The following is a 22,063-nucleotide window of genomic DNA, read 5'->3' on the forward strand; positions in this document are numbered from 1 at the left end:
TGCCTGCTTGTTATTGACAAGAAATAAAAAATACTACCTCCAAATGGAAGGTAGTATTTTTTTATTAATCAGGAAAAACAATTAATCCCTCTTCTTTTTCCTCCTGTTTTAAATCTTCTTCTGGAAAGGTTACAGTTGAATTTTTATCACCTGTTCTTTTTGTTTCTTCACCTGGAAATACGAAAGTTGAATTTTCTTTTCCTTCATTTTTTTCTACGTTATCTGGAAATACCATAGGATCATTGGTAGTCAAATCATTATGAAATCCAAGGTTAGACAAAATCGCTTTTAAATCTGGTAAAACCCCTATTTTATCAGATGATGGGTTATTAGTCTTTGTGCCTGTATTAGGATTACTTAAAATTGCTCTCAATTCTTTTGGTGTATATGCCTTACCTAAATGTTCTTTAGCAATCCCTTGAATCGATACAGCAGCCCCAGCAATTATAGGCGAAGCGCTAGAAGTACCACGAAAATTAGAAGTATAACGATTAATTATGTTCTGATCTGTAACTTTTTGTCCTTTACTATTTTGATTTTGATATGTATCTAATGTATCAACATATTCTCCCCAACCATATACATCAATTCTACTACCATAGTTAGAGAAAGCTAAACGTTTATGAGGAACTCTTGCAGTAGATGCTCCAACTATAATAGCTCCTGAATCTTTAAAGTCTCGACTATTTCGATTTAAAATCTGCTTACCATTACGGTCTTTAAATTCATCTAAATCAATCCCACCATTACCAGCTGCTTCTACAATAATAATGCCTTTATCTGTACCTTTGCGAATTGCGTTAAATATACTCGGGTATACTTCTACTGGTAAAGGGTCATCTCCATATCCATCATATTTAAAGGATTCTTCTATTAATAAAACATCTCCAGCCTGTAAAGAATCTACGGCACTTAAAATAGCATCTCTTACATCGATTCTCCCATTATCTCGGATCACTGAAATTACTTTTGCCTTTGCTTTTGGTGCAATCCCAATGTTCCCAATCCCATTGTCAGCTGCAGAAACAACACCTAGAACTGAAGTACCGTGAGAAAGATCATTACTCATTTTTCCAGACATAAATTCAATATTTTGACCGACTAAATCTTCATGATTTAATAACCAACCTTCTTCCAAATCTACAAAAGTTGCTCCCTGGCCATTTCCTCCTTTAATTCCCCAAGCATAAGGAGCATTAATTCCTAAAGGTGCCTCTTCAAGATATCCCTGTCTTGAAAATCTAGGTTCATCATAAGGATTGACTGATAATACAGGCAATCTCGAGCCAGTTGTTGTGTTTATACTCTTATTAGAACGAACTTGTATTTTACTAGAATCGTCATTAGCAGCATGTACTGTATTTGTTACAAATGTCGTACCTACCCCAGCAAAAGCTGTAATTGCAAGTGATGATATTAACATACCTTTAAAATTTTTCATTTTTCCACCTCTAGTTTTCTATTAGAAATAACATATTTAATAATGTGTATGAACCAAAAGCATTTTATCTTATTATAAAAATTAATGGATTTTATAGCTTTTTGATTTACATAAAAACTCCCTTCATTCTTGTAATTCAATATGTACATCTCAAAACAACAAACTTACTGTAACTATTATAGTTACACCTTTATTAATTTTCAACTACGAAATATAAATTTTTAAAAATAAATTTATATTACTTTAAAACAGCACTAACCTTTTACCCACATAAAGTGAAACTTTAATCAGTGTTTTTTTTGCTCATCCCCCACTGATTATTAGCCCTCACCAATCGGGCATTTACGGGCAGTTAATGCGGGATAAAAATGCAAAATATCTATCCAAATTACAGCAATCAATAAGTTTATGGACTACGAAAGAAATACGAAAAAGCAAAGCACTAAGTGCTTTGCTCCTTATAAAATCCCTTTTAACTTTTCACCAATTAACTTCGCTACATACTCATAACCTTCTGGCCCAAAGTGTAATCCATCTTTTTCATCATTTTCTACAAATCTTTTATAATCCCGTTCTTGAATCATTTCAGCGAATACGTTTAGAAAATAACTTCCTGTTTCCCTCGCCACTTTCTCCACCACGTCTGCATACTGACTAAGCACTCTATTTGTTCTATTATGCTGTCTTTCTTCATCAACTGGTGCAGGACTAATCAGTAGCACTTTATCTGATAAAACTTGGTTCACAATCTTCTCTAAGTTTTCTTTATATGCTTGTAATGACACTTGAGAAAAAGAAACTGCATCATTCGTACCAAGAAAAACTGTTACGAAATCTGGTTTATATGATATTACATCTTCTTCAATCCTATTTAACGCATCGAATGTATTATCACCTGGAACACCTGCATTCACTACTTTCCAGTTCGGAAACATCTCTTGCAAACGTGGTGTTAATCTCGGCATTCCATCAAAAAATGTTTCATCAGCTGTAATACTATCTCCAAAACATACTAACGTTTTCATTAAGCTACTCTCCTTTTACGTATGAAACAACTTTCCTTCTATTGCTTTTATATATCTGTCAGCAGAACGTTCAACTGCCTCATTTGCATTTTCTTTTACTACTCGATGAAAAGCGTTGTATAAACGATTAAACTGTAACGGCTTCACTCGATTCACCATTTCTTCCACTTTTCTCGCTGGTAGTGGAATTAAGTTTGGATAGCTGTACATGAAGCTTACCCACCGCTCATCTGCTACAACTTGAATAATATCACCTGTTAACAAAATCCCTTTTCCGTCATTACCTTCTTCCCAATGTAAGACAGATCCACCACTAAAATGTCCTCCAAGACGATGCACAGTAATCCCATCCGCTAATTGTAAAGACTCACCAGACCAGTAAATAATACGACTACTCGGACGCATCACCCACTCTTTATCATCTTCGTGTATATAAATTGGTACATCAAATGTCTCTGCCCATTCTACTTGCGTTGAATAATAATGAGGATGAGACAACGCAATCGCATCTAATCCGCCAAGCTCTTTTATTTTCGTAATTGTCGTTTCATCTAAATACGTAATACAGTCCCACAGTAAACGATATGACTCTGTTTTCACTACAAATGCCGTTTGACCGATTGCAAATCCTGGTTTTGTTGTAATGCTATAAAGTCCATCTTCCTCTTCGATTATTTCATTTTTATATGTATCACCAATTTGTAAGCTTTCTAGTGTCGTCCAAGATTGTCCTTTTTGATTCACATATTGCCTCTCTTCATCACAAATATGACAGCTCACCGGTTCTTCTACACTCGCCGCATACTGCACGCCACACGTTGTACAAACGAAATTTTTCATCATAATTTCCCCTATCCCTATATTTTTATTAAGCTGATTTTTGTTGATAATGATCTGCTTTTTTATTTTCAATTAATAAACTTATAAAAGTAAGTAAATAGACAACTGTAACCGATAACGGAATTACAGTAAATCCTTTTTCTGCAAAAAGAATCCCGCAAACTGACGTTACAAATACAGTCCCTACTGACAATAAACCATAACTTTTACTTTCATAAATCCATACGTACGGAATAAAATGAACACCTATTAACATCGCTACTACAAAAGGTAACCATTCTGGAAATTGAAAATAGGCAAGTAATACAAGTGGAATATTCAATACATTTATTCCACCAATTAAGCCTGCCAAAACCCCTAACGGATTTCCTTTCGCAAACATATCAATCTTCAATATAGCAGCTATCATTAAGCCAAAAGGAAACACACAGCCCATACCGATTAAATATACCCACACCACTTGTTTTTCAGAAAGAACAAATCCCGTTATACTCATAACTATCCAAAATAAAACACCGGCTAATATAATCGGTAGGCCTCTCTTCGTTTTTATTGCTAAATCCTTTTTCGCTTCTGCAACATTCATCTCACTATCTCCCCAAAAATATTTGTACTATAAAGTCACCTCAACCTCACCCATCCAATAACGCCAAGCTTCTAAATAATCTTCTAAATCTTTCGGGTGGTGCCGTAAACATGTATCTATACGCAAATATAATCCTATGACTATCTCTTCATATAAATCACGGTCATTTTTATGAAATACACATTGTTTCATCGCATAACCAATCGTTTCTTTTGTTAAATCTTCCGGAGTTGAACAGAACGCATAAATTAAATCATATATAGGATCTCCTAACACTGGTAAAGGATCAATTACACCGTGCAGCTCATTCTCTTTAAATATAAAGTTATGAAATCCAAGATCACCATGCAATAAAAACGGCTGATTTATTCCAGCGTCCCTATTCGCTAACTTAAGAACCGTTCTATACTCTTCTTCACTTATGTAACGCCTTACATTTTCATGAGCTTCTATCACATTTGTTGTTAAAAATTCACTCCAAGATTGAACCGGATTTTCTTTCCATCCCCAGCCATCAACCTCTGTAGCTACTTCATACTCATTGATAACTTCTTTTACAAGTTTACAAAGAACACTCCGTTTATAGCCTAGTTTGCAAGAAGTTGTGCCCTCAAGGAATGAATAAACAATATAGCGATTTAAAGGTTCCTTATATAAAAGCTTTGGAAATAATTCGTCCTTTTTATAAAACTGAAGAAAATAAGCTTCTTCACGTATGACATCCGATTCATTCAACTTTACAACGTATTGTTCATCTAACAAATATATAGTACTTGTCGTTCCCCCGCTTAACGATTTTACGCTATTTGGATAATGTGAAATAACTTTTTCCTTAACTAGTTTTGCAGTGATTATTGAAATGTCCATTCTCTCACCCTTTAACTCCGAATATTCCCTCAATTCAAAAGGTAACTTTACCATTATTTGACAAACAAATGGTAGATCCCTTCAAAAATCTTAATATAACAAAAATTCGTTCACTTTTACATTTCAAAAATAAGGAAATACTAACAACAACGTTACATACATATAGGAGGACACTATGAAACCTGAATTTTTAAAAGCTGTACATGATGCCATTGGAAACGTCGAACATATTCATATAGAAGAAAGCGGTGCTGACAGCTTACTTATCCATCATGATGATGCACAGCAATTACAACAAGTCGCTAAAACGCTAGAAAATAACAATTTTCGCTCTGCTTTAAGAACAACTGGAAATGCTTCGTATATTGAAGTATTGAACAGATAGTGAAAGTCCGGATGTATGCCGGGCTTTCTTTTTTTATATTGAAACTTCAAACTCTTTCACATACACCGCTGTTCCAGCGATATCTATTTGTAACTTTTCGTTTTCTATCCCTTTCGTTACATAAACGGTTACACGACCATCTTTATTTATTTCCTGTCCTTGCTCAACGATTAAATCCAATTCATGTTCAAAATCTTTCTCTAAATACTCCGCATAATACGCTCCCATTACACCTGAAGCTGTTCCTGTCACTGGATCTTCAATCGTTCCTGCATAAGCTGACGAGAAATGACGGCCATGCATTTGTGCTAGTTCATCATAAGTTTCTAGACAAATTGGGTGAATAGAAGCATTAGGTATTTCTCTTAATACTGACGGAAATGCAGCATTATTAGGTTTCATTCTCTCACACGCATCTAGATTTTTAATCGGCACAATTACAGTCCAGTTTCCTGTACTTCCATATACTATCGGTAAACTTACATCTAAATCATTTACTTCTAAACCAATACTATGAGCTAATTCTTCTTTTGAACCTGCAAAATCTTTAAAATGAGGTGCTGTCTGCCTCATTTTAATAAAGGTTTCTCCCTTTTCATTTACACCTATTTGTATTGGTAAAATCCCTGCCTTCGTTTCAATCGTAAGGTTACTTTTCTCTTCTAATAAACCTTTTTCGCGCAAGGCATATATCGTCCCTACTGTCCCATGACCACATAAATCCATTTCAAAACCAGGTGTAAAATAGCGCATTCTTATATCTCCTACTTCTGAGGAAAGAACAAAAGTTGTTTCGTTATATCCAACTTTTTCAGCAATAATTTGCATTTCCTCTTCCGTTAATCCATCTGCTTCTAATACAATACCTGCTGGATTTCCCTTATTTGGTTTATTCGTAAATGCGTCGTAATGAAATACGTTTATAATCTTCATTTTCTTTCCCCTTATTTGTCCATTTCTTTATTTTTATAATCAATAAGAAAATTGATCTAACCAACTTTCATAATCATCATTTTGGAACGGACGGATCATCAGTCTCTCTGTCTCTACCTGTAATAGCGGTAGCTTCATTTATATCTCTTCCCTCAATTGTTTTTCGAATATTCTTTATTATCTTACACAAAATACAAAATCTAGTAAATCATTATGTTTTTGATACATAAAAACCCAGTCATGCTTTATACATAACTGGGTTCTCCATCGTTTCATAATTTTCTATTTCACAAGAACTACATCTCGTAATTCCCTCTTCAACACTTTTCCTAAAGCATTTTTCGGTAACTCATCTATGAATACCACTTCTGGTATTTTGTAACTGGCTAATTTCTGTTTACAATACTGAGTAATACTTTCTTCTGTTAATATTGTTTCGCTATCCTTCACAATGAAAGCTCTTGGAACCTCTCCCCAAAAGTCATCTAGAACTCCAACTACTGCAACTTCTAAAACACCATGTATTTCATGAATAACATCTTCTACTTGATCTGGATATACATTGTCACCACCGCGTATAATAACGTCTTTATATCTTCCCATAATATGCAGGAATCCATCGTCATCTATCATGCCAGCATCACCCATGTTAAACCAGTTATCTTTTACTACCTTCTTTGTCGCCTTTTCATTATTCCAATACCCTTTAAACATGTATGGACTTTTCACATGAATCTCTCCAACTTCATTTGTTGTTAGTTCATGTCCTGTTTCCGGATGAACAATTTTCACCTCTACATTTTTCAAGGTTTTTCCTACAGAAGACATCTTTTCTTTTCCCATCATTGGATGCCATGAGGTTACAACCCAACCTTCTGTACTACCATAACCTTGCACCATATATATTCCTTTTTCCATATATTTTTGAATGAGTGTTTCTGGCACTTTTGTACCACCGCTTTGTGCTACTTTAAAGGTTGAAATATTACGTTCTTTTTTATTTAATTCATCAAGCATGTAACTATAAACAGCAGGGAACGCAAGCATCGTAGTAATTTTCTCTTCTTCAATCTTATCCCAAATAAGAGTAGGATTCGAATCAGCTAAGAAAATCATCGTAACGCCATGATAAATACAATTTAAAATAGAAAGCACGCCACTCATATGGAACAATGGATGCACAGATAAAAAGCGTTCACCTGCTGGTATTTCTCTTTGTCCCGCAATTTCAGCAAAATAGTGATGTAAGTTTTTATGTCCAATTACACATGCTTTCGCCTGTCCAGTCGTTCCTGAAGTAAATAAGTAAATGGCGTCGTCTTCTTCATGAACTTCTACGTTCGGTTCTGTCGTTGGCTGTGTTTGCAGCTCTAATTCAAATGAACCAAAACCTTCTTTTGTCGTTTGAATTACATAAGGAATTTCTTTAACAGCATCAACATTTAATAACACTTCACTAAATTCTTCATCAATAACTAACACTTTTAATTTCGCTTCTTTTACAATTGTTTCTAATTCATATACAGTAAGCTGATGATTTAGCGGAATAAATACCGCTCCAATTTTTAAACTTGCCATCATAACGCTTGGAAATGGGTGATTATTTTTGCATAGTATTCCTATACGATCTCCTCTTTGCACACCATTATGTAACAAATAATGTGCAAGCTGATTTACTCGTTCATTATATTGCTGAAACGAATATCTTTTCTTCCCTCCTACAAGCGCTTCCAAATTTGGTGACTGCATTGCTCTCTTTTGTAATAATTGTCGCATCGTTCTCAAGTAAAACTCCCCTTTATATATGTTAGGTTTTTTATTTTACCAGATTAACTATTAATTTACTAAAGATTACACTTAGTGAATATAAGAAAAATATAAAATAGCCATTTACTTCACAAGTAAATGGCTATTTTTCATTATATATTAGAATACTTCTTGTTCATTACATATTGCACATACTCAGGTGCACTTTTATCAATCTCTTCATCACTTAGTTTATATTCTGCACCATATAAATAAAAGGAAGGTATAAATTCCATACCTGTATATAGGCATGTAGCTTGGAATGGTTTCGTCAACTCATCCATTGTAATCCCACTATTTTCATAGTCTTTTTCTAATCCACCTATAGAAATAGCTACACCAAATTCTTTCCCCTTCACTTTATCTCCTTGTGATCCGTACGCAAATCCATATGTTAATACATCATCGAACCATTTTTTTAATAATGGTGGTGTGCTGTACCAGTAAAGCGGAAATTGAAATATATATCTGTCATGTTCTACTAATAACTTTTGCTCTTGTTCAATATTAAACTCCCAATTTGGTGCCACCTTATATAATTCATGCACCGTAATTTCATCTGAATGTTTCTCAAGTTCTTCTATCCATCTTTTATTAATTTTTGATTTTTCAATATGAGGGTGTGCTACAATTACAAGTGTTCTCATCATTTTCCAGCCCCTTTATAAATTAATCAATCCTTTACGTATTAGTATGAATGAGTTACATATAATTGAAAAGTACGTACTTTCAGGTACTATAGGAACCTTGAAGTACCTTTGGAGGTGTTATATGAATCAAAATGATGATTGCCCAATTGCAACAACACTCGATGTAATCGGTGGAAAATGGAAAGTTCATATTTTATGTATTTTGTCGGATGGAAAAATGCGAACAAATGAAATTAAACGAGAAATCCCAAACATTACACAAAAGGTTCTTACACAACAACTTCGGCAACTTGAAGCTGATGGGATTATCTATCGTACCGTATATCAAGAAGTACCACCAAAGGTTGAGTACACCATAAGTGAATACGGAAAATCTTTAATGCAAATAATGAATGATCTGTTTGAATGGGGAAAAGATCATCAGATTAAAAGATTACATGACTAAAAAAACACTATATACTTTGTTTAATCCTCTACGTTCATATTTTTTATTTTTATAAAGTTCATTTTCATCATTTTTTAGCTAACTTGTTTTCTTAGATTGATGGACGTGACCCCACATCCATCAATCTAAAAAGATACAATTAGAAAAATGAGATTTCTATAAAGTTTCGCATATAAACACTACTTCCGCCTCATTAAACGCTCGCTCTACTTTTTCTAATCTCAATTGTACGTAAGCTATAAAGAAGCACCCCTAAACCGAGAATTTTTTCATTATTAGACGCATTAGAACCTAAGGTAATAGTAGGTACATTTAAACCCATAAACCTTCCACTCCATTCTATAGGCATATAAAAAGATACTCCTTAAAAATAAAAAACGCTATTCTCTCTTTAAAATCATAGAAAAGAATAGCGTTTTTTATTTTGAAATAGAAGTCTGTATTTAAACTAAACATGCTAATATTGATTTTGTACGATTGTCAGTTACTTCATAATAAATTTCTAATCCTTTCCGAGTACCTGTAACCATTTTAGCAGCTTTTAATTTAGATAAATGTTGACTAATTGTACTTTGAGGCATTTGTAAATCCCCATACATTGTTGTTACATTAGTAGGACCTTTTGCAAGCATTATTTTTACTAAAGATAGACGAACTGGATGCGCCAATACCTTTAACACCTCAGCGATTTCTTGAAACATTTCTTTTTTTTCTTTCATCCTATTTCTCCCCTTTTATATACATATTTATGTTATCCATATATATAATTCGAAGGTATATGCGTTTTTGTGTCCGTCATTTTAAAAAAATATAAAAAAACTTTAATCCGAAACTAAAGGATTAGCTTAACATAATGTCTCACTATTCATAATGAATAGGAATCTCGTTATAGAAGCAGTAGTTTTTATGCTACAACTCTACATTCAACTAACTAAAATCAATGAAAAAAAGAGCAGATAGTCCGCTCTTTTATGATGCCTCCTTATGTTCCGTGGAATGTTTAACACTCCCCAGTCTCTTTAGTTTATTCCACCCTACCGCTACTCCTCGAAGCGATGAGAATATAGATTTAATGACAACATAAGTCATAAATTGACGATAAATAAAACGTTGTAAAATTAACCATACTAATGGTTTCGGATTTTCTTCCTCTAATTTAAATGCGAACAGAGAAGCGAGAAGATCCATTAAAAAGAATACAAAATAAAATCCTAAAACTTTTAGCGGATTACTACTAAATAGTCCTATAATCATTAATATATCTGCAAAAGGAGCAATGAATTGCAGAACATATTGGAATAACCACATGTTAGGCAGTGCAATAAACCCTAACGTTTTATGTTTTGAATTACACAACGCTTTTCGATGTTTCCAAAGACATTGAAGTGTACCATATGACCAACGATATCGCTGTTTAATGAGACTTTTCACATCCTCAGGTGATTCCGTAAAAGCATGCGCTTTTTCTTCATATACAATTCTATGCCCTTGACGTAAAAATGTAATAGTAAGATCGGTATCTTCTGCTAATGTATCTTCGCTTAAATATCCAGATTCAACTACATTCTTCTTGTGCCACGCCCCAATAGCTCCTGGAACTACTGTAATACAATTTAACTCATCAAAAGCTCTACGTTCTAAATTAAACCCTGTAATATACTCAACATGTTGCCAAGTAGTTAACAAATTCCGTCTATTCCCCACTTTGACATTACCTGAAACTGCAGCTACATTCTGATCTTCAAAGTGTCTAACCATTAAAGAAATAGCGTCTTGCGCAATAATAGTATCCGCATCTAAAGTGACAATGATTTCTCCTCGCGATTGTTGAAACCCTAGGTTCATTGCCGATGATTTCCCGCCGTTTTCTTTCTGAATGAAACGAACTTTAGGGTGTTTATAAAATGTTTCTTTCATTACTTTTGACGTACCATCTGTCGATCCGTCATCCACAACAATAACTTCAAATTCTCTATAATTACTATCCAAAATTGAGTGAATCGTCTTGGCTATCACCTTTTCTTCATTATATGCCGCTATGACAACACTAACAAAAGGTTGATAAGACGAATTAATATAGCGAGATAACGTTTTTCTTTTCTGCTTCCATGCAAAATAAATTAAGAATAAAAATCGAAAAATCCCTAATCCAATAGCAATATAAAAAATAGTAGTTAATATATGCTTAAAATATCCAGCTCCTGAAAAGACAGCTTTATTGTAAAGTAAATATTGCTTCCCCTCAGAAGAAACAGGAGGCATAATTTCATCTCGTTCTTTATTCATTAAATCTGAAATTGTTACAAAACTATATCCATGCTTTTTTAGGTCTTTAATAATGATCGGGAGTGCCTCTACTGTATGGGTACGATTCCCTCCCGCATCATGGAGAAGAATAATATTTCCCTCTCCCTTATAAATGGGATTAAGAGCACGTCTTACTAATTCATTTGTTGATGGTGTTGCCCAGTCTTCGGGATCAACTTTTTCCGCTACCATTGTATAGTTCATATTTTGTGCACGTAAAATAGGCAATATTTCATTTGATGAATCCGGGTTAGCATCCGCTTCATATGGCGGTCTAAATAAAACCGTAGAATGTCCAGTTACTTCCTGAATTAAACGTTGCGTCGTATTAAGTTCTACTTTCGTTCGTAGTAAAGACGTATCAGCTATGTTAGGATGCTTGAAAGTATGATTGCCAATTTCATGCCCTTCATCGTATATTCTTTTTACAATACTAGTATTTAGTTGTGCGTTTTCACCAAGTACAAAAAAAGCAGCTTTTATTTGATTCTCTTTTAATATATCTAAAATTTCTGGCGTATATTTCGGGTCTGGTCCATCATCAAATGTTAATACTACTTGTTTCCCATTTGGTTTTCCATATCGTTGCACTTCATATGCAGATGGTAAGGATTGATATACTTCATCTGTAAGGTAACCATCTTTGCCTACTTTAAAATCTCTCAATCCATTTTTTCTTTCATTCTCAATCTGTAAAATTTCACCTTGTCCAGAATAATTTACTTCATCTAAACTATTGATTTTATGTAATACATTAGGATTTTTTTGTGCCTCAATCGGATTTTTTAAAACTTTCCATATTGTAGGGTCTTCTGCTCCTAGTCTCCATAACGCAAATCCCTTTGCATTATTGTCCATTGCGATTTTCACTTGATTATAAAGAGTTACACCGTCTAAGAACCAAGCAGTATGTTCTTTCCCTTCTGTTTTATACCTAAAATAAGGGTTTCCACTCATTTTATCCCATTGAATTTTCATATTTGAATCATGAGCCATTGCCATAACTTCTGAGAAAGTTAAAGACTTCGCAGCTTCTTTACTATTTACTTGCCAATCATATCCATAGTTACCGAAAGCAACTATAAGCTTATTAGACGGAATATTCAGTTCTTTCAATGTATGTTGGAACCATTTATTTGAAGCAATTGGTCCTGGTTCCCCGGCTCCATAGTGCTCATCGTACATCATTACAATCATTCGATCTATTATTTTTGCTAACGCACTATAATCAAAAGCCTTATCATTAGCTGGAACATCTTGTGTAACGAGCAAATCATGTTGATGAAATTCCGTAGTAAGTTCTTTCATAAAATTTGTTAAGTTTTCTCTATCACTTTCAGGTACGGCCTCAAAGTCAATATTAATTCCTGAAAAATGATTCTTTTTAACTTGGCTTACTAAATCATTAATAAACTTTGTCTTTACATCATTTGAGGAATTCAGTAACTTATGAATTAGCCCACTATCAGGACCAGAAGCTTCCTCAGTATAGTTAGTAAGCAAAGGCATAATCTTCACTTGATTTTTTTCTGCCAACTTTACTATCTCAGGTTTGATCTCACTTCTAATCGTTAAATCTGCTTTTAAATGATACCACTCTGGTACTAACGTAGTTAAGGAATCGATATTTTCTTTTAAAGAAGCGGTACTATTTTCATCCCAGTTTACATAAAAACCATACACTTCTTTAGGTTGTTTACTATCCTTCGGCGAATTCACCAAATTTTTATTATCCTTCGTTTCGGTATTTGGGTTAAATTCTTCCTTCTTTAACTGCTGATCACTAAGTTTTTGATTAATTGGTACAAGTTTAGTATCTTGTTGTACAGCGGTATTCATATTTGGAATTTCTGGTGTTGAAAAAATACTTTGAAAGAAAAAATAAAATACAACACCTACACTAACTATTGAGATACATAGAAACCAAATAAAGGCTATGTTTCTCCTTCCTTTCGGATCATAAAAAACAGGTTTTTCTTTATCTTTCTCTTGTTGAATGTTTTTCTCCATTATATTTTTCACATACTCCTTCTTAATAGAACTATAGAATAATAAAGTGCAACTTTAATCAGCCCTCACCAATTGGGCATTTACAAGCAGCTCAACTCCCACCTAACTTCTTTTCCCAAGCCAAATTTTGAGATGGGAGTTTTACTGCCCACAATAGCGAGAGAAATCCTTTTAGCTTTGAAATGAATCTCTCACTTCCATATTCTATTGATTCTTCTTTTCATTCCCTTGCTGGTGGCCTCTATTTTCTTGTTGAGACTCCCTACCATTATTCCCTTGCTCGTTTCCACCATTTTCTTTCTGGGATCCTCTTCCATTGTTCCCTTGCTGATTCCCATTATTTCCTTTTTGAGATTCTCTATCGTTGTTCTCTTGCTGATTCCCATTATTCCCTTGTTGAGACCCTCTTCCGTTGTTCCCTTGCTCGTTCCCATTATTTCCTTGTTGAGACCCTCTTCCGTTGTTCCCTTGTCCATTTCCATTATTCCCTTGTTGTGATCCTCTTCCGTTGTTCCCTTGCCCATTTCCATTATTCCCTTGTTGTGATCCTCTTCCGTTGTTCCCTTGCCCATTTCCATTATTTCCTTGTTGTGATTCTCTTCCGTTGTTCCCTTGCTGATTCCCATTATTTCCTTGTTGAGCTTCTCTACTTTTATTCTCCTGTTGATTCCCTCTATTTTCTTGCTGAGATCCTCTTCCATTGTTTTCTTTTATTTGCTTCGATGGCTGTTCCTCTGTTTTCTTTTGTTCTTTCTGCTCTTGCTTTTCATATTTTTTTTCGTCTACAGGAGATAAATCCATTGATGCATCAGGAGATGACTCCGGCTGTGATTGCACCTCTTCTTCATTTTCCACCGGATTAGGCGGCGTGGCAGGAGGAGTAAGCGATTTGTTTTTCTCATTCTCTTGCTTTATATAGACACCTGTGCCAATTCCAGCTTTTCTAGCATTCTCTCGTACTTGCATCGTGCTACTTTGATATTCAACTGTAATATGTTTTAACTCATATTCTTTCTTCAATTCTTTCATTGCCTTTTCTAACTGTGGTTCTAGCGCCTTGTCCTTTGCAACTGCTGTTAGCATAACTTGCTTATCATTCGTTAAATACTTATCCTCTTGACTTTGCTTTATAATAGTACGTATTACTTCTTGTAATTGTTTATTTTCCCATTGCTTCAATTCTTTTAAAATACGCCTTCCATCATCATTACAAGCCTGTAAATCTATAACACGAAAATCCTTCGTTACGCTCACCTCTAAACTTGGATTTATATCAACTGAGACGTAAGCAAATACTTTTTCTTCTGGTTGGTTGTAGAAAAACAGCACTGCAAATAGAAAACAAGCAACAAGTATTGATGCAGGTTTTAAAAAGGAAGGGATCGAAAAATGCGATGCTTTTTGTTCTTGCTCATCAAATGAGATTTCCTCCCCGATCATGCAAGAATCCCCTTTTCTTTTACACGTAATAAACTCTCCATTTGGTGTTAAAACAACTACGCTATGCTTTTTTATATCCATCACAATTCCTTTATTCATCATGCTTTTCCCCTCTTATGTAATCCAGAATATATGTATAGTTGTTTGCAAAAATAATACACATTGCAATAATGTATTTTCTATGTCGTTCCAACGTTTTACGACTTACCCTAACACGCGGTTCAATATGTTTAAGCGGTAACTTTTTCTTTCGGAACAGCTCTTCCATCATTTCCTCTTCTTTTATAATAATTTTTACAATTTCTATTAAGTGCTCACGCGTATCACGATGCTTAGGAGATTCTTTAGCAAGCTCTGAGAATGTGATTTTAAACTCAGCTAGCACACTTTGAAAATGAAGAATTTCCTCCTTACGGTTACTATTTTCCATCTCTTTCATATACTCCGTAAGCGACACTTGCATTTCTAACATTTCCTCTTGCTCATCTTCTTTTAAAAAGACAAAGTTATGTTTAGACTCCTTACGTATATAGTCAATTACATCTCTTTTTATAAGAAGATCAGCAAACGCTAAAAAGGATTTTCCTTTTGTATATGAATACTGTTCAATTGCTTCGTTAAACGCAAACAATCCAATGCTATATTCATCATCCTGTTCTGTAATATATCGGCGGCAGACAGATGAGATTGATTTTCTAATAAAAGGCTGATACTGTACGATAAACGCTTCTTTATCTTCTTCGTTGTTTTGTATGTTACATACGATATCTTCTATTTTCGGTTTTCTTAAGATCTTCATTACTAAACTCAACACTTGTAATCTCCCAGCCTCCTTCAAATAGCAAAATGGCCACTACACAAGTGACCATTTAACCAGATTTTCTTGGTACTTTTCTTCGGTCTTGTTTTCTTGCTGTTAGTTATATTTTTCGAGTCTAACTTTTTCCAACGTTTTCTTAATGATTTTCCTTTTCTCTCGGCACTACAGTTAGGTTTGTATTTTTATCTACTTTCTTATTTTCTACCGTTCGTTTTGCTTATTCTCTTTCTATTTTATCTGCAATCCTTGAATAACTCTTCTTTATATAATTGGTAATTTTATCCTTCCATTTTGGATGCCCACTTAATCTAGTAATTTTATTAATGCTTCTATATTCTTTCATAGTCATTTTTCTTCTATTTATTTTCTTCACTATACATATTCGGAGGAATACATAGTTTTATGGGGGTCAAAAAATATTTTCATAAAAAAATACATATTTATTTCAAAAATAAAAACCATCAATTTGAAAAAAGATAATCAAATTGATGGTTTTCTTATAATATCTATTAAATTAAGTTGGATTCTCATTATATCTAAAAAAGTACTAGCTATCCTCTGCCGATTTTCTCCATTTTCATCTTTCTTGGTTATCATAATATGTCTTATCTGCGTATTTTCTATCATTTCCTTTTAGATAAGCTAAAATTACTTTTGGATTTTTAAGTAAAGTCCAGTCTCCATATGTATCAAATCTTCTGCATGAAGTTATCATTCCATTTTTAATAGTACCGAATTTCTTATTATTTTTCTTTCCCCACTCTTTTAAACGTTTAGCGAAATCTGCATCTTCTGCCATAAGCATATTTTCATTAAATCCGTTGATTGCCATAAAGTCTTTTCTATAGCACCAAAAAATCCCTACAGATATAGCTCCGTACTTAAAAAGTAAGGGGATTATGATTAACATTGCGGAGAGAAATATTCCTAAAGATATTCTTTCAAACTTACCATTCACCCCACCACCAATGTATGTACCTGAAGCTAAATATTTATCTACATTAAACAACATAGACTCTGTCATTATGGTATCAGCGTCTATAGTAACGATTATTTCTCCACTAGCTATTTTAGCCCCTGCATTTCGAATTTTAGATAAGTTTTTATCGTTATTTTTCAATGTAACACAATTATAAGATTTTGCTATTTCCTCTGTTTTATCTGTACAACGATTTAAAACAACTATAACTTCCGTTTGCTCTTTATATGCCTCTGATGCCTTTGCAATTGAATCTAAACATTTTCTAATGTACTTTTCTTCATTATGCGCAGGAATTATAATAGAAAACTTCACATCTTTTTTCAAATTAACTCCTGAAGATTCGTTTGTCTCAGTCATAATATTCCCCCCTTATTTTATAAGGTAAATATCTACTATACATAAATTATATTAATATTTATTAGGTTATATTATAGAAACTGACGGTAAAGAGGCTCTTACTGTCGACGTTCAAAAGCAAGACGTACAGCAAGCCCCGTTAAAACACTTGCCATAAGCCAACGCTGTACTCGTAGCCACGTCGGGCGTGTGCCAAACCATTTTGCAATTTTACTTGCTGTACATACAATTACAAGGTTAACTATAAAGCTAACAGTGATTTGCGTAAGCCCCAAAACTGCACCTTGAAAAAGCAACGATCCCTTCTCTGGATCTTCAAATTGAGGTAGAAGTGATACATACAAAATAGCAATCTTTGGATTCAGAAGATTCGTCATGAGTCCCATCAGAAATAATTTCCTTGGTGGCTCATTAGAAATCATACGAGGTTCCATAATAGGTGTAGCACCCGGTTTAATCGAATTCCAGGCGAGCCAGAGCAAGTAAGCAGCACCTGCCCACTTTACTGCTTCATATACAGCGGGAACAGCAACGAATAGAACTGTAAGTCCAAACATAGTTGCGATTATATAGATTACAAATCCGAGCATGATGCCCAATAAAGAAATAAATCCCGCCATACGTCCTTGCGTAATGGAACGGGAAATGAGGTAAATCATATTAGGCCCAGGTGAACAAACCATGCTAAGCGAAACAATTGCAAAAGCTACCAATGTACTCAAGCTGACCATAAACCTTCCCCCTTTATTTTACATAAAATTTCCTATTGTACATTTTATCATAATTGAGGAGAGAAAAGATTAATATAAAACGATGCAGCTAAGTAATAGTATCGGATCGAATGTATTGTAATCACATACCTCTCATTCTCTTAAGTAAGGATCTAAGAGTACCCTATCCATAGAGCTACTAAAACCACTACAAATAAAGCTAAACAACATGTGATATTTCGAATCCACTTTTGTATATCACCAAAATACCTTTCTATATATAGCGTTGATAGTAAGCATAAGAAATAAAACAAAGAAAGGCAGCGAGGTATAGGTCCATTTTTATCTTCATGGCTGGAATTATACCCCTTACCAAACTTCTAAATAAAATGTATAGCTGAGTAGTTACCTTATTTTTCAAAAAAATTCTGATTATTTCTTTTTCACTTCTTCTACAAATTCCCATGTCTCTCCGTTATCTTTTGATTGATAAAGTGCACTACTATCGCCATTGTAGTCTCCATCTGCCCCTTGTCCAACTAACATATTAAAAACCCCATCTTTCTCATATGGCATACTAGGTGAATCAAAAGGACTTATTGTGGACTGTGTATGATCTAATTTCACTTCATGCGGCGGATATTCTACCTTTTTGAAAGATACTCCCCCATCATCTGTGCGATATAACTCTCCTTCATTACCAGAAGGCCTAATTGCTCCTAAAAACCCAAGTTTATCATTTATAAAAGTGATTCCTGATACACTACCAATCCCCCCATTAAATGGATCTGGATTGATAACCTCCCATGTTTTCCCTTCATCACTAGTCTTGCTTAATGAATAAAAGGCGCTCCCTAATGCTTTATCTGTCATATTTAGTTTATAACCAACTTCTTTCGATAGGAAAAACTGTTCTTTTTCATTCTTTAAATCTTGTTGTTTCTTCTCTTTAAGCATATCTTCTTTTGGAGGCGTCTTTGATTTACTCCAACTTGCGTCACTTATTAAATTATATCTAGCAGGGACTAGCTCTTGCTCTTTTCCAGGGACAAATATAGATACAGTATATCCAATGATATCAGAAGCTGCTTTTTTAAGACTCTGCCCCTTACCATCCTCAGTAATATTAATAATTCCCTCTGTATTGGATCCCCAATTTCTTTTTCCATAATAAATCAACCCATACTTACTTTCATTCCATTTTCTAACCGTTTGCTTAACTGGAATCGCCTTAACCGTTTCAATTAAAGGTTCTACTAATTTATCATCATTATAATCAGGCTTTGCGTATCCGTCTCGTATTATAGTAATATCTTCTGACTTCTTCTTATTATAAGAGATTAAATAAGTTTCTTCTTTCCCATCATCATTTTTCCCATAAACAAATGTATCAAACGCTGTGATTGTTCCATCTGAATGAAATGTAAGATCAAAATCAGTTGCCATATACAATTTCTTTGGCAAAGGATATTTTTTATTTATATCTTCAAAAATACCTTCTACTCCAGACTTATATATATTATTGTGTTTAAGTTTAACTGACCTTTCATGTTTTAACTTTTCTATAAACCATGCCAATTTACCATTGTAATTTATTGCACTTTTATAAATCTGCATCCCATAAAATGATGTAATTACAACAATAATGATAATAGAAATGGATCTCCATACTATTGAATTAGTTAATTTTTTAGATTCATATTCTCTATTTTTTATCACCCGTATTGTAGTAAATGTAGTTATGGATATAAAAAGTACTATACATAATAACAAAATGTAAATATTATAATTCATTCTTCCGTACTTACAGTATAAGGCCAACTCATAACAAAAAATTCCGTATACAATTATTAGTATTGGATTTGTTACTAATGACAGAAGTATCCTTTTTGTATTTTCTCTAAATATAGAAACCACCCCTAATTACATGAATTACTGATATTAAGTATACTTTATTGTAAAGTAACAAAAAAGCTATTTAATCTTGCCGCAAAAAATACAATAGACATCTTTCTATTAAAGCCGTTTACAAATCTAGTTGTTTCATAGACAATGGATTTTTGAGTGAATACTAAAGTCGCTTCATTTATATGAATTACAAATCCAAGCATGATGCTCAATAAAAAAAATAAATCCTGCCATACGCCCCTACGTAATGGAACGAGAAATAAGATAAATCAAAATAGGCCCAGGTGAACAAACCATACTAAGTAAAACAAGCGCAAAAGCTAGCAAAGTACTCAGGCTCACCATAAACCTTCCTTCTTTATCTTACATAAAATTTCCTATTGTACATTTTATCATGATTGAGGAGAGAAAAGATTAATATAAACCGATGCAGCTAAGTAATAGTATCGGATCAAATGTAGTGTAATCACATATTTCTCATTCTCTTAAGTAAGGACTAAAAATAACCTATCCATAGAGCTACTAAAACCACTACGAATAAAGCAAAGCAACATGTAATATTTCGAATCCACTTTTGTATATCACCAAAATACCTTTCTATAAATATAGCGTTGATAGTAAGCATAAGAAATAAAACAATGTAAGTAAAAGCACCCAATTTATCGTTAAACTTCTCATTTGTAAATGTACTTACATGAAGGAATAGAAAAACAAACGTTACTATGAATAGCTCAAATAGCCTTTTTTTATTCACCCCACCACCACCTTACAGTAATTCCCTTTCATTCCATTTTATCAGAACATACTGTGTAGCAGCACATGAATATTATATTCATGTTAAAAAGGCCAACAATCCAAGATTGTTAGCCTCTAATTTCCATATTCGCACCTTTTATCACTTTACTTCCTTACAACTGGAATCCACATTTCACCAAACACTAAGCCGTTTCTTTTCCCCATCTCAACCGTCGTATTTGGTCCACCAACATAAGCAAACTCATTTGCATCTGGTAAAGCTTGACCGAAGGCGATGCCAGTCAACTTATTACTTAACTCTTCAGCTGTTTTGTCTTCCCCTTTTACTACTAAGTATTCTCCCCTCGGAAACTGAATCACTCTAGATTCTTCTTCTATTTGTGCTTCTGTCATGACACCCGCATAATACATCATTTTGTTATTCACCGCTTCGCTCACAGAAAAAATATATTCATTTGTCGCTAAAGCTTTTAAAGTGTCCAGCCTTCCATCTTCTTTAACAGCCGACCAAAAGTCGTCCTTTTCTTTATTTATTCCAGCAAAGTCTGTGTATTCACTCTTAATTTCAGTTCCAATACCTAACACAATAAAGCTATCTTTTTCTTCTATAGTATAATTTTTCATGTTCAAAACCTGCCTCTTTTTTTTATTAATCAAACGATTTATCTTTTCATCTGATACGTTTATAATACCTTTAAACCATGTCAAAAAATGATACTGTTTAGGAGACTAAAATGAAAAAAGTTGAACGGATTAATACAATTATGCGGTATATCAACAACCGCTCTCACTTTACAATTTCTGAAATTATACAAGAATTTAACATATCACGGTCGACAGCTATTAGAGACATTAGAGAAATTGAAGCTATGGGAATGCCACTTGTCACTGAAGTTGGGAGGACTGGGGGATATTTTGTTATGCACAACTCTATCCTGCCCGTTGTTCGCTTTACTGATAATGAAGTGAAAGCTCTTTTTATTGCCTTTATGGCTACGAGGAATCAACAACTTCCCTACCTAAAGAGTCGTCAATCTTTAGCCGAAAAACTACTAGGACTCATCTCAGAAACCCAGCAAGATGATCTCGTTCTTTTAAATCAACTCTTGCTTTTCCAAGGGACTAACCCTCATAATCCCGATCTACTTGAGCTTTCTGATCTCCCCCATCCTATGTTAGAAAAACTCATTCAAATCCTTCTTTTGGATAACCATTTATTGATTACTATGAAAGAAGATGAAGAAATCAAGTCTTATCCAATTTATCTATTGCACCTTTATCAAGAAAAAAGCCATTGGATCATTGAAGGGTTTGACTTAAAAAAAGAAAAGAAGATGATGTTTCCTGTCGATGATCTCATTAATATTGAACCATACACGACGAACAAAAGGCTAAATAAGAAAAAGATTTTAGAAAAACTAAGTAAGAAGGACGAAGCAATTAACCTTGTATTTGAACTTGGTCCGACAGCAATTGCCCAGTTCAAAAAATACCATCCTTTAAAAATTTCAATATCTTATACTAATCCTTACCAATCCACAGCCATTTTAAAAACTTTTATCAATGTTAACAATCCCGATGAAGTGACGGAAATAATAAATTGGCTGCTTTTTCTAGGGAAGGATATTAAAATCAAAGAAATACCCGATGAAGTATTAGCAGATTTACAAAAACGAGTGTGCTTATACATTCCATAAGCAGTGAGCCTCAAATATTAAGCTTTATCACTGGATAATTATCCTATTTTTAAATACCATTTCATTTACTACAATGAGAGCATGATAAATAATAAAAG

At 33.8% G+C, this 22,063-nt stretch carries 21 protein-coding genes and 3 pseudogenes; 3 read left to right on the forward strand and 21 right to left on the reverse strand.

Annotated features, from left to right (window positions below):
* Positions 1 to 64: 64 nt before the first annotated feature.
* From N2V79_RS16325 to N2V79_RS16345, 5 genes are all read right to left on the reverse strand, one after another.
* On the reverse strand, positions 65 to 1,441 hold the full coding sequence (locus tag N2V79_RS16325) for a S8 family peptidase (protein WP_071731211.1): 1,377 nt from the start codon (positions 1,439 to 1,441) through the stop codon (positions 65 to 67).
* Positions 1,442 to 1,899: 458 nt separating this feature from the next.
* Entirely contained in the window at positions 1,900 to 2,466 is a 567-nt protein-coding gene (locus N2V79_RS16330) for an SGNH/GDSL hydrolase family protein (protein WP_340720076.1), read from the reverse strand.
* 15 nt (positions 2,467 to 2,481) lie between these two features.
* The gene (locus N2V79_RS16335) at positions 2,482 to 3,309 is read right to left on the reverse strand and encodes a hypothetical protein (RefSeq protein ID WP_340720077.1); all 828 of its coding nucleotides are present in this window, start codon (positions 3,307 to 3,309) and stop codon (positions 2,482 to 2,484) included.
* Positions 3,310 to 3,334: 25 nt separating this feature from the next.
* Positions 3,335 to 3,892 carry a DUF7010 family protein gene (locus N2V79_RS16340; protein ID WP_078401559.1) on the reverse strand — a complete coding sequence of 186 codons (558 nt, stop codon included), beginning with the start codon at positions 3,890 to 3,892 and terminating at the stop codon, positions 3,335 to 3,337.
* A 27-nt stretch (positions 3,893 to 3,919) separates the two neighbouring features.
* Entirely contained in the window at positions 3,920 to 4,759 is an 840-nt protein-coding gene (locus tag N2V79_RS16345; RefSeq protein WP_340720078.1) for an aminoglycoside phosphotransferase family protein, read from the reverse strand.
* Between the two features lie 175 nt (positions 4,760 to 4,934).
* On the opposite strand from N2V79_RS16345, the gene N2V79_RS16350 reads away from it, so the two are divergent.
* Entirely contained in the window at positions 4,935 to 5,144 is a 210-nt protein-coding gene (locus N2V79_RS16350) for a hypothetical protein (protein ID WP_000801654.1), read from the forward strand.
* A gap of 33 nt (positions 5,145 to 5,177) precedes the next feature.
* On the opposite strand, the gene N2V79_RS16355 is transcribed toward N2V79_RS16350, so the two are convergent.
* The 4 genes and pseudogenes from N2V79_RS16355 to N2V79_RS16370 form a co-directional block, all read right to left on the reverse strand.
* The gene (locus tag N2V79_RS16355; protein WP_069355992.1) at positions 5,178 to 6,077 is read right to left on the reverse strand and encodes a PhzF family phenazine biosynthesis isomerase; all 900 of its coding nucleotides are present in this window, start codon (positions 6,075 to 6,077) and stop codon (positions 5,178 to 5,180) included.
* 45 nt (positions 6,078 to 6,122) lie between these two features.
* Positions 6,123 to 6,215, reverse strand: a pseudogene (locus N2V79_RS16360) (GNAT family N-acetyltransferase); the annotation flags it as partial.
* A gap of 144 nt (positions 6,216 to 6,359) precedes the next feature.
* The gene (locus N2V79_RS16365; protein ID WP_340720345.1) at positions 6,360 to 7,853 is read right to left on the reverse strand and encodes a class I adenylate-forming enzyme family protein; all 1,494 of its coding nucleotides are present in this window, start codon (positions 7,851 to 7,853) and stop codon (positions 6,360 to 6,362) included.
* Between the two features lie 143 nt (positions 7,854 to 7,996).
* On the reverse strand, positions 7,997 to 8,530 hold the full coding sequence (locus tag N2V79_RS16370; RefSeq protein WP_048538105.1) for an NAD(P)H-dependent oxidoreductase: 534 nt from the start codon (positions 8,528 to 8,530) through the stop codon (positions 7,997 to 7,999).
* 124 nt (positions 8,531 to 8,654) lie between these two features.
* On the opposite strand from N2V79_RS16370, the gene N2V79_RS16375 reads away from it, so the two are divergent.
* Entirely contained in the window at positions 8,655 to 8,978 is a 324-nt protein-coding gene (locus N2V79_RS16375) for a winged helix-turn-helix transcriptional regulator (RefSeq protein WP_001072958.1), read from the forward strand.
* A gap of 193 nt (positions 8,979 to 9,171) precedes the next feature.
* On the opposite strand, the gene N2V79_RS16380 is transcribed toward N2V79_RS16375, so the two are convergent.
* From N2V79_RS16380 to N2V79_RS16435, 12 genes and pseudogenes are all read right to left on the reverse strand, one after another.
* Positions 9,172 to 9,327 carry a hypothetical protein gene (locus N2V79_RS16380; RefSeq protein WP_016080830.1) on the reverse strand — a complete coding sequence of 52 codons (156 nt, stop codon included), beginning with the start codon at positions 9,325 to 9,327 and terminating at the stop codon, positions 9,172 to 9,174.
* Between the two features lie 94 nt (positions 9,328 to 9,421).
* Positions 9,422 to 9,697 carry an ArsR/SmtB family transcription factor gene (locus N2V79_RS16385; RefSeq protein ID WP_000660066.1) on the reverse strand — a complete coding sequence of 92 codons (276 nt, stop codon included), beginning with the start codon at positions 9,695 to 9,697 and terminating at the stop codon, positions 9,422 to 9,424.
* A 250-nt stretch (positions 9,698 to 9,947) separates the two neighbouring features.
* Complete coding sequence (locus tag N2V79_RS16390; protein WP_069355993.1) at positions 9,948 to 13,295, reverse strand: glycosyltransferase; 3,348 nt, start codon at positions 13,293 to 13,295, stop codon at positions 9,948 to 9,950.
* A 204-nt stretch (positions 13,296 to 13,499) separates the two neighbouring features.
* On the reverse strand, positions 13,500 to 14,837 hold the full coding sequence (locus N2V79_RS16395) for an anti-sigma factor domain-containing protein (RefSeq protein ID WP_340720079.1): 1,338 nt from the start codon (positions 14,835 to 14,837) through the stop codon (positions 13,500 to 13,502).
* Entirely contained in the window at positions 14,827 to 15,549 is a 723-nt protein-coding gene (gene sigI / locus N2V79_RS16400; protein WP_002082432.1) for an RNA polymerase sigma factor SigI, read from the reverse strand. Before sigI ends, N2V79_RS16395 begins: the two co-directional genes overlap by 11 nt.
* 583 nt (positions 15,550 to 16,132) lie before the next feature.
* Complete coding sequence (locus N2V79_RS16405) at positions 16,133 to 16,894, reverse strand: glycosyltransferase (protein WP_000141007.1); 762 nt, start codon at positions 16,892 to 16,894, stop codon at positions 16,133 to 16,135.
* A gap of 98 nt (positions 16,895 to 16,992) precedes the next feature.
* Positions 16,993 to 17,625: a LysE family translocator gene (locus N2V79_RS16410; RefSeq protein WP_340720080.1), complete on the reverse strand. Its 633-nt coding sequence runs from the start codon at positions 17,623 to 17,625 to the stop codon at positions 16,993 to 16,995.
* Between the two features lie 152 nt (positions 17,626 to 17,777).
* Positions 17,778 to 17,931, reverse strand: a pseudogene (locus tag N2V79_RS16415) (DUF3963 domain-containing protein); the annotation flags it as partial.
* A 105-nt stretch (positions 17,932 to 18,036) separates the two neighbouring features.
* Positions 18,037 to 19,521: a WD40/YVTN/BNR-like repeat-containing protein gene (locus N2V79_RS16420; protein ID WP_338153715.1), complete on the reverse strand. Its 1,485-nt coding sequence runs from the start codon at positions 19,519 to 19,521 to the stop codon at positions 18,037 to 18,039.
* 170 nt (positions 19,522 to 19,691) lie between these two features.
* Positions 19,692 to 19,857: pseudogene (locus N2V79_RS16425) on the reverse strand (LysE family translocator); the annotation flags it as partial.
* A 151-nt stretch (positions 19,858 to 20,008) separates the two neighbouring features.
* A complete protein-coding gene (locus N2V79_RS16430; protein WP_001036206.1) occupies positions 20,009 to 20,266 on the reverse strand; it encodes a DUF3963 domain-containing protein in 258 nt (85 codons plus the stop codon).
* A gap of 146 nt (positions 20,267 to 20,412) precedes the next feature.
* Entirely contained in the window at positions 20,413 to 20,892 is a 480-nt protein-coding gene (locus N2V79_RS16435) for a GyrI-like domain-containing protein (protein WP_340720081.1), read from the reverse strand.
* A gap of 110 nt (positions 20,893 to 21,002) precedes the next feature.
* Between N2V79_RS16435 and N2V79_RS16440 the strand changes: the two genes are divergently transcribed.
* Positions 21,003 to 21,965, forward strand: coding sequence for a helix-turn-helix transcriptional regulator (locus N2V79_RS16440; protein WP_023522595.1), 963 nt, complete (start codon positions 21,003 to 21,005; stop codon positions 21,963 to 21,965).
* Positions 21,966 to 22,063: the final 98 nt, after the last annotated feature.

The organism is Bacillus sp. CH_70 (assembly GCF_038007045.1).
Lineage (GTDB): Bacteria > Bacillota > Bacilli > Bacillales > Bacillaceae_G > Bacillus_A > Bacillus_A cereus.

What these genes read in the sequence shown, in the direction of transcription:
- N2V79_RS16325 (WP_071731211.1), bottom strand. Translation starts at nt 1,441, where the DNA reads ATGAAAAATTTTAAAGGTATGTTAATATCATCACTTGCAATTACAGCT.
- N2V79_RS16435 (WP_340720081.1), bottom strand. Translation starts at nt 20,892, where the DNA reads ATGAAAAATTATACTATAGAAGAAAAAGATAGCTTTATTGTGTTAGGT.
- N2V79_RS16350 (WP_000801654.1), top strand. Translation starts at nt 4,935, where the DNA reads ATGAAACCTGAATTTTTAAAAGCTGTACATGATGCCATTGGAAACGTC.
- N2V79_RS16395 (WP_340720079.1), bottom strand. Translation starts at nt 14,837, where the DNA reads ATGATGAATAAAGGAATTGTGATGGATATAAAAAAGCATAGCGTAGTT.
- N2V79_RS16380 (WP_016080830.1), bottom strand. Translation starts at nt 9,327, where the DNA reads ATGCCTATAGAATGGAGTGGAAGGTTTATGGGTTTAAATGTACCTACT.
- N2V79_RS16355 (WP_069355992.1), bottom strand. Translation starts at nt 6,077, where the DNA reads ATGAAGATTATAAACGTATTTCATTACGACGCATTTACGAATAAACCA.
- N2V79_RS16340 (WP_078401559.1), bottom strand. Translation starts at nt 3,892, where the DNA reads ATGAATGTTGCAGAAGCGAAAAAGGATTTAGCAATAAAAACGAAGAGA.
- N2V79_RS16335 (WP_340720077.1), bottom strand. Translation starts at nt 3,309, where the DNA reads ATGATGAAAAATTTCGTTTGTACAACGTGTGGCGTGCAGTATGCGGCG.
- N2V79_RS16405 (WP_000141007.1), bottom strand. Translation starts at nt 16,894, where the DNA reads ATGACTGAGACAAACGAATCTTCAGGAGTTAATTTGAAAAAAGATGTG.
- N2V79_RS16390 (WP_069355993.1), bottom strand. Translation starts at nt 13,295, where the DNA reads ATGGAGAAAAACATTCAACAAGAGAAAGATAAAGAAAAACCTGTTTTT.
- N2V79_RS16370 (WP_048538105.1), bottom strand. Translation starts at nt 8,530, where the DNA reads ATGAGAACACTTGTAATTGTAGCACACCCTCATATTGAAAAATCAAAA.
- N2V79_RS16330 (WP_340720076.1), bottom strand. Translation starts at nt 2,466, where the DNA reads ATGAAAACGTTAGTATGTTTTGGAGATAGTATTACAGCTGATGAAACA.
- N2V79_RS16440 (WP_023522595.1), top strand. Translation starts at nt 21,003, where the DNA reads ATGAAAAAAGTTGAACGGATTAATACAATTATGCGGTATATCAACAAC.
- N2V79_RS16375 (WP_001072958.1), top strand. Translation starts at nt 8,655, where the DNA reads ATGAATCAAAATGATGATTGCCCAATTGCAACAACACTCGATGTAATC.
- N2V79_RS16365 (WP_340720345.1), bottom strand. Translation starts at nt 7,853, where the DNA reads ATGCGACAATTATTACAAAAGAGAGCAATGCAGTCACCAAATTTGGAA.
- N2V79_RS16410 (WP_340720080.1), bottom strand. Translation starts at nt 17,625, where the DNA reads ATGGTCAGCTTGAGTACATTGGTAGCTTTTGCAATTGTTTCGCTTAGC.
- N2V79_RS16385 (WP_000660066.1), bottom strand. Translation starts at nt 9,697, where the DNA reads ATGAAAGAAAAAAAAGAAATGTTTCAAGAAATCGCTGAGGTGTTAAAG.
- N2V79_RS16345 (WP_340720078.1), bottom strand. Translation starts at nt 4,759, where the DNA reads ATGGACATTTCAATAATCACTGCAAAACTAGTTAAGGAAAAAGTTATT.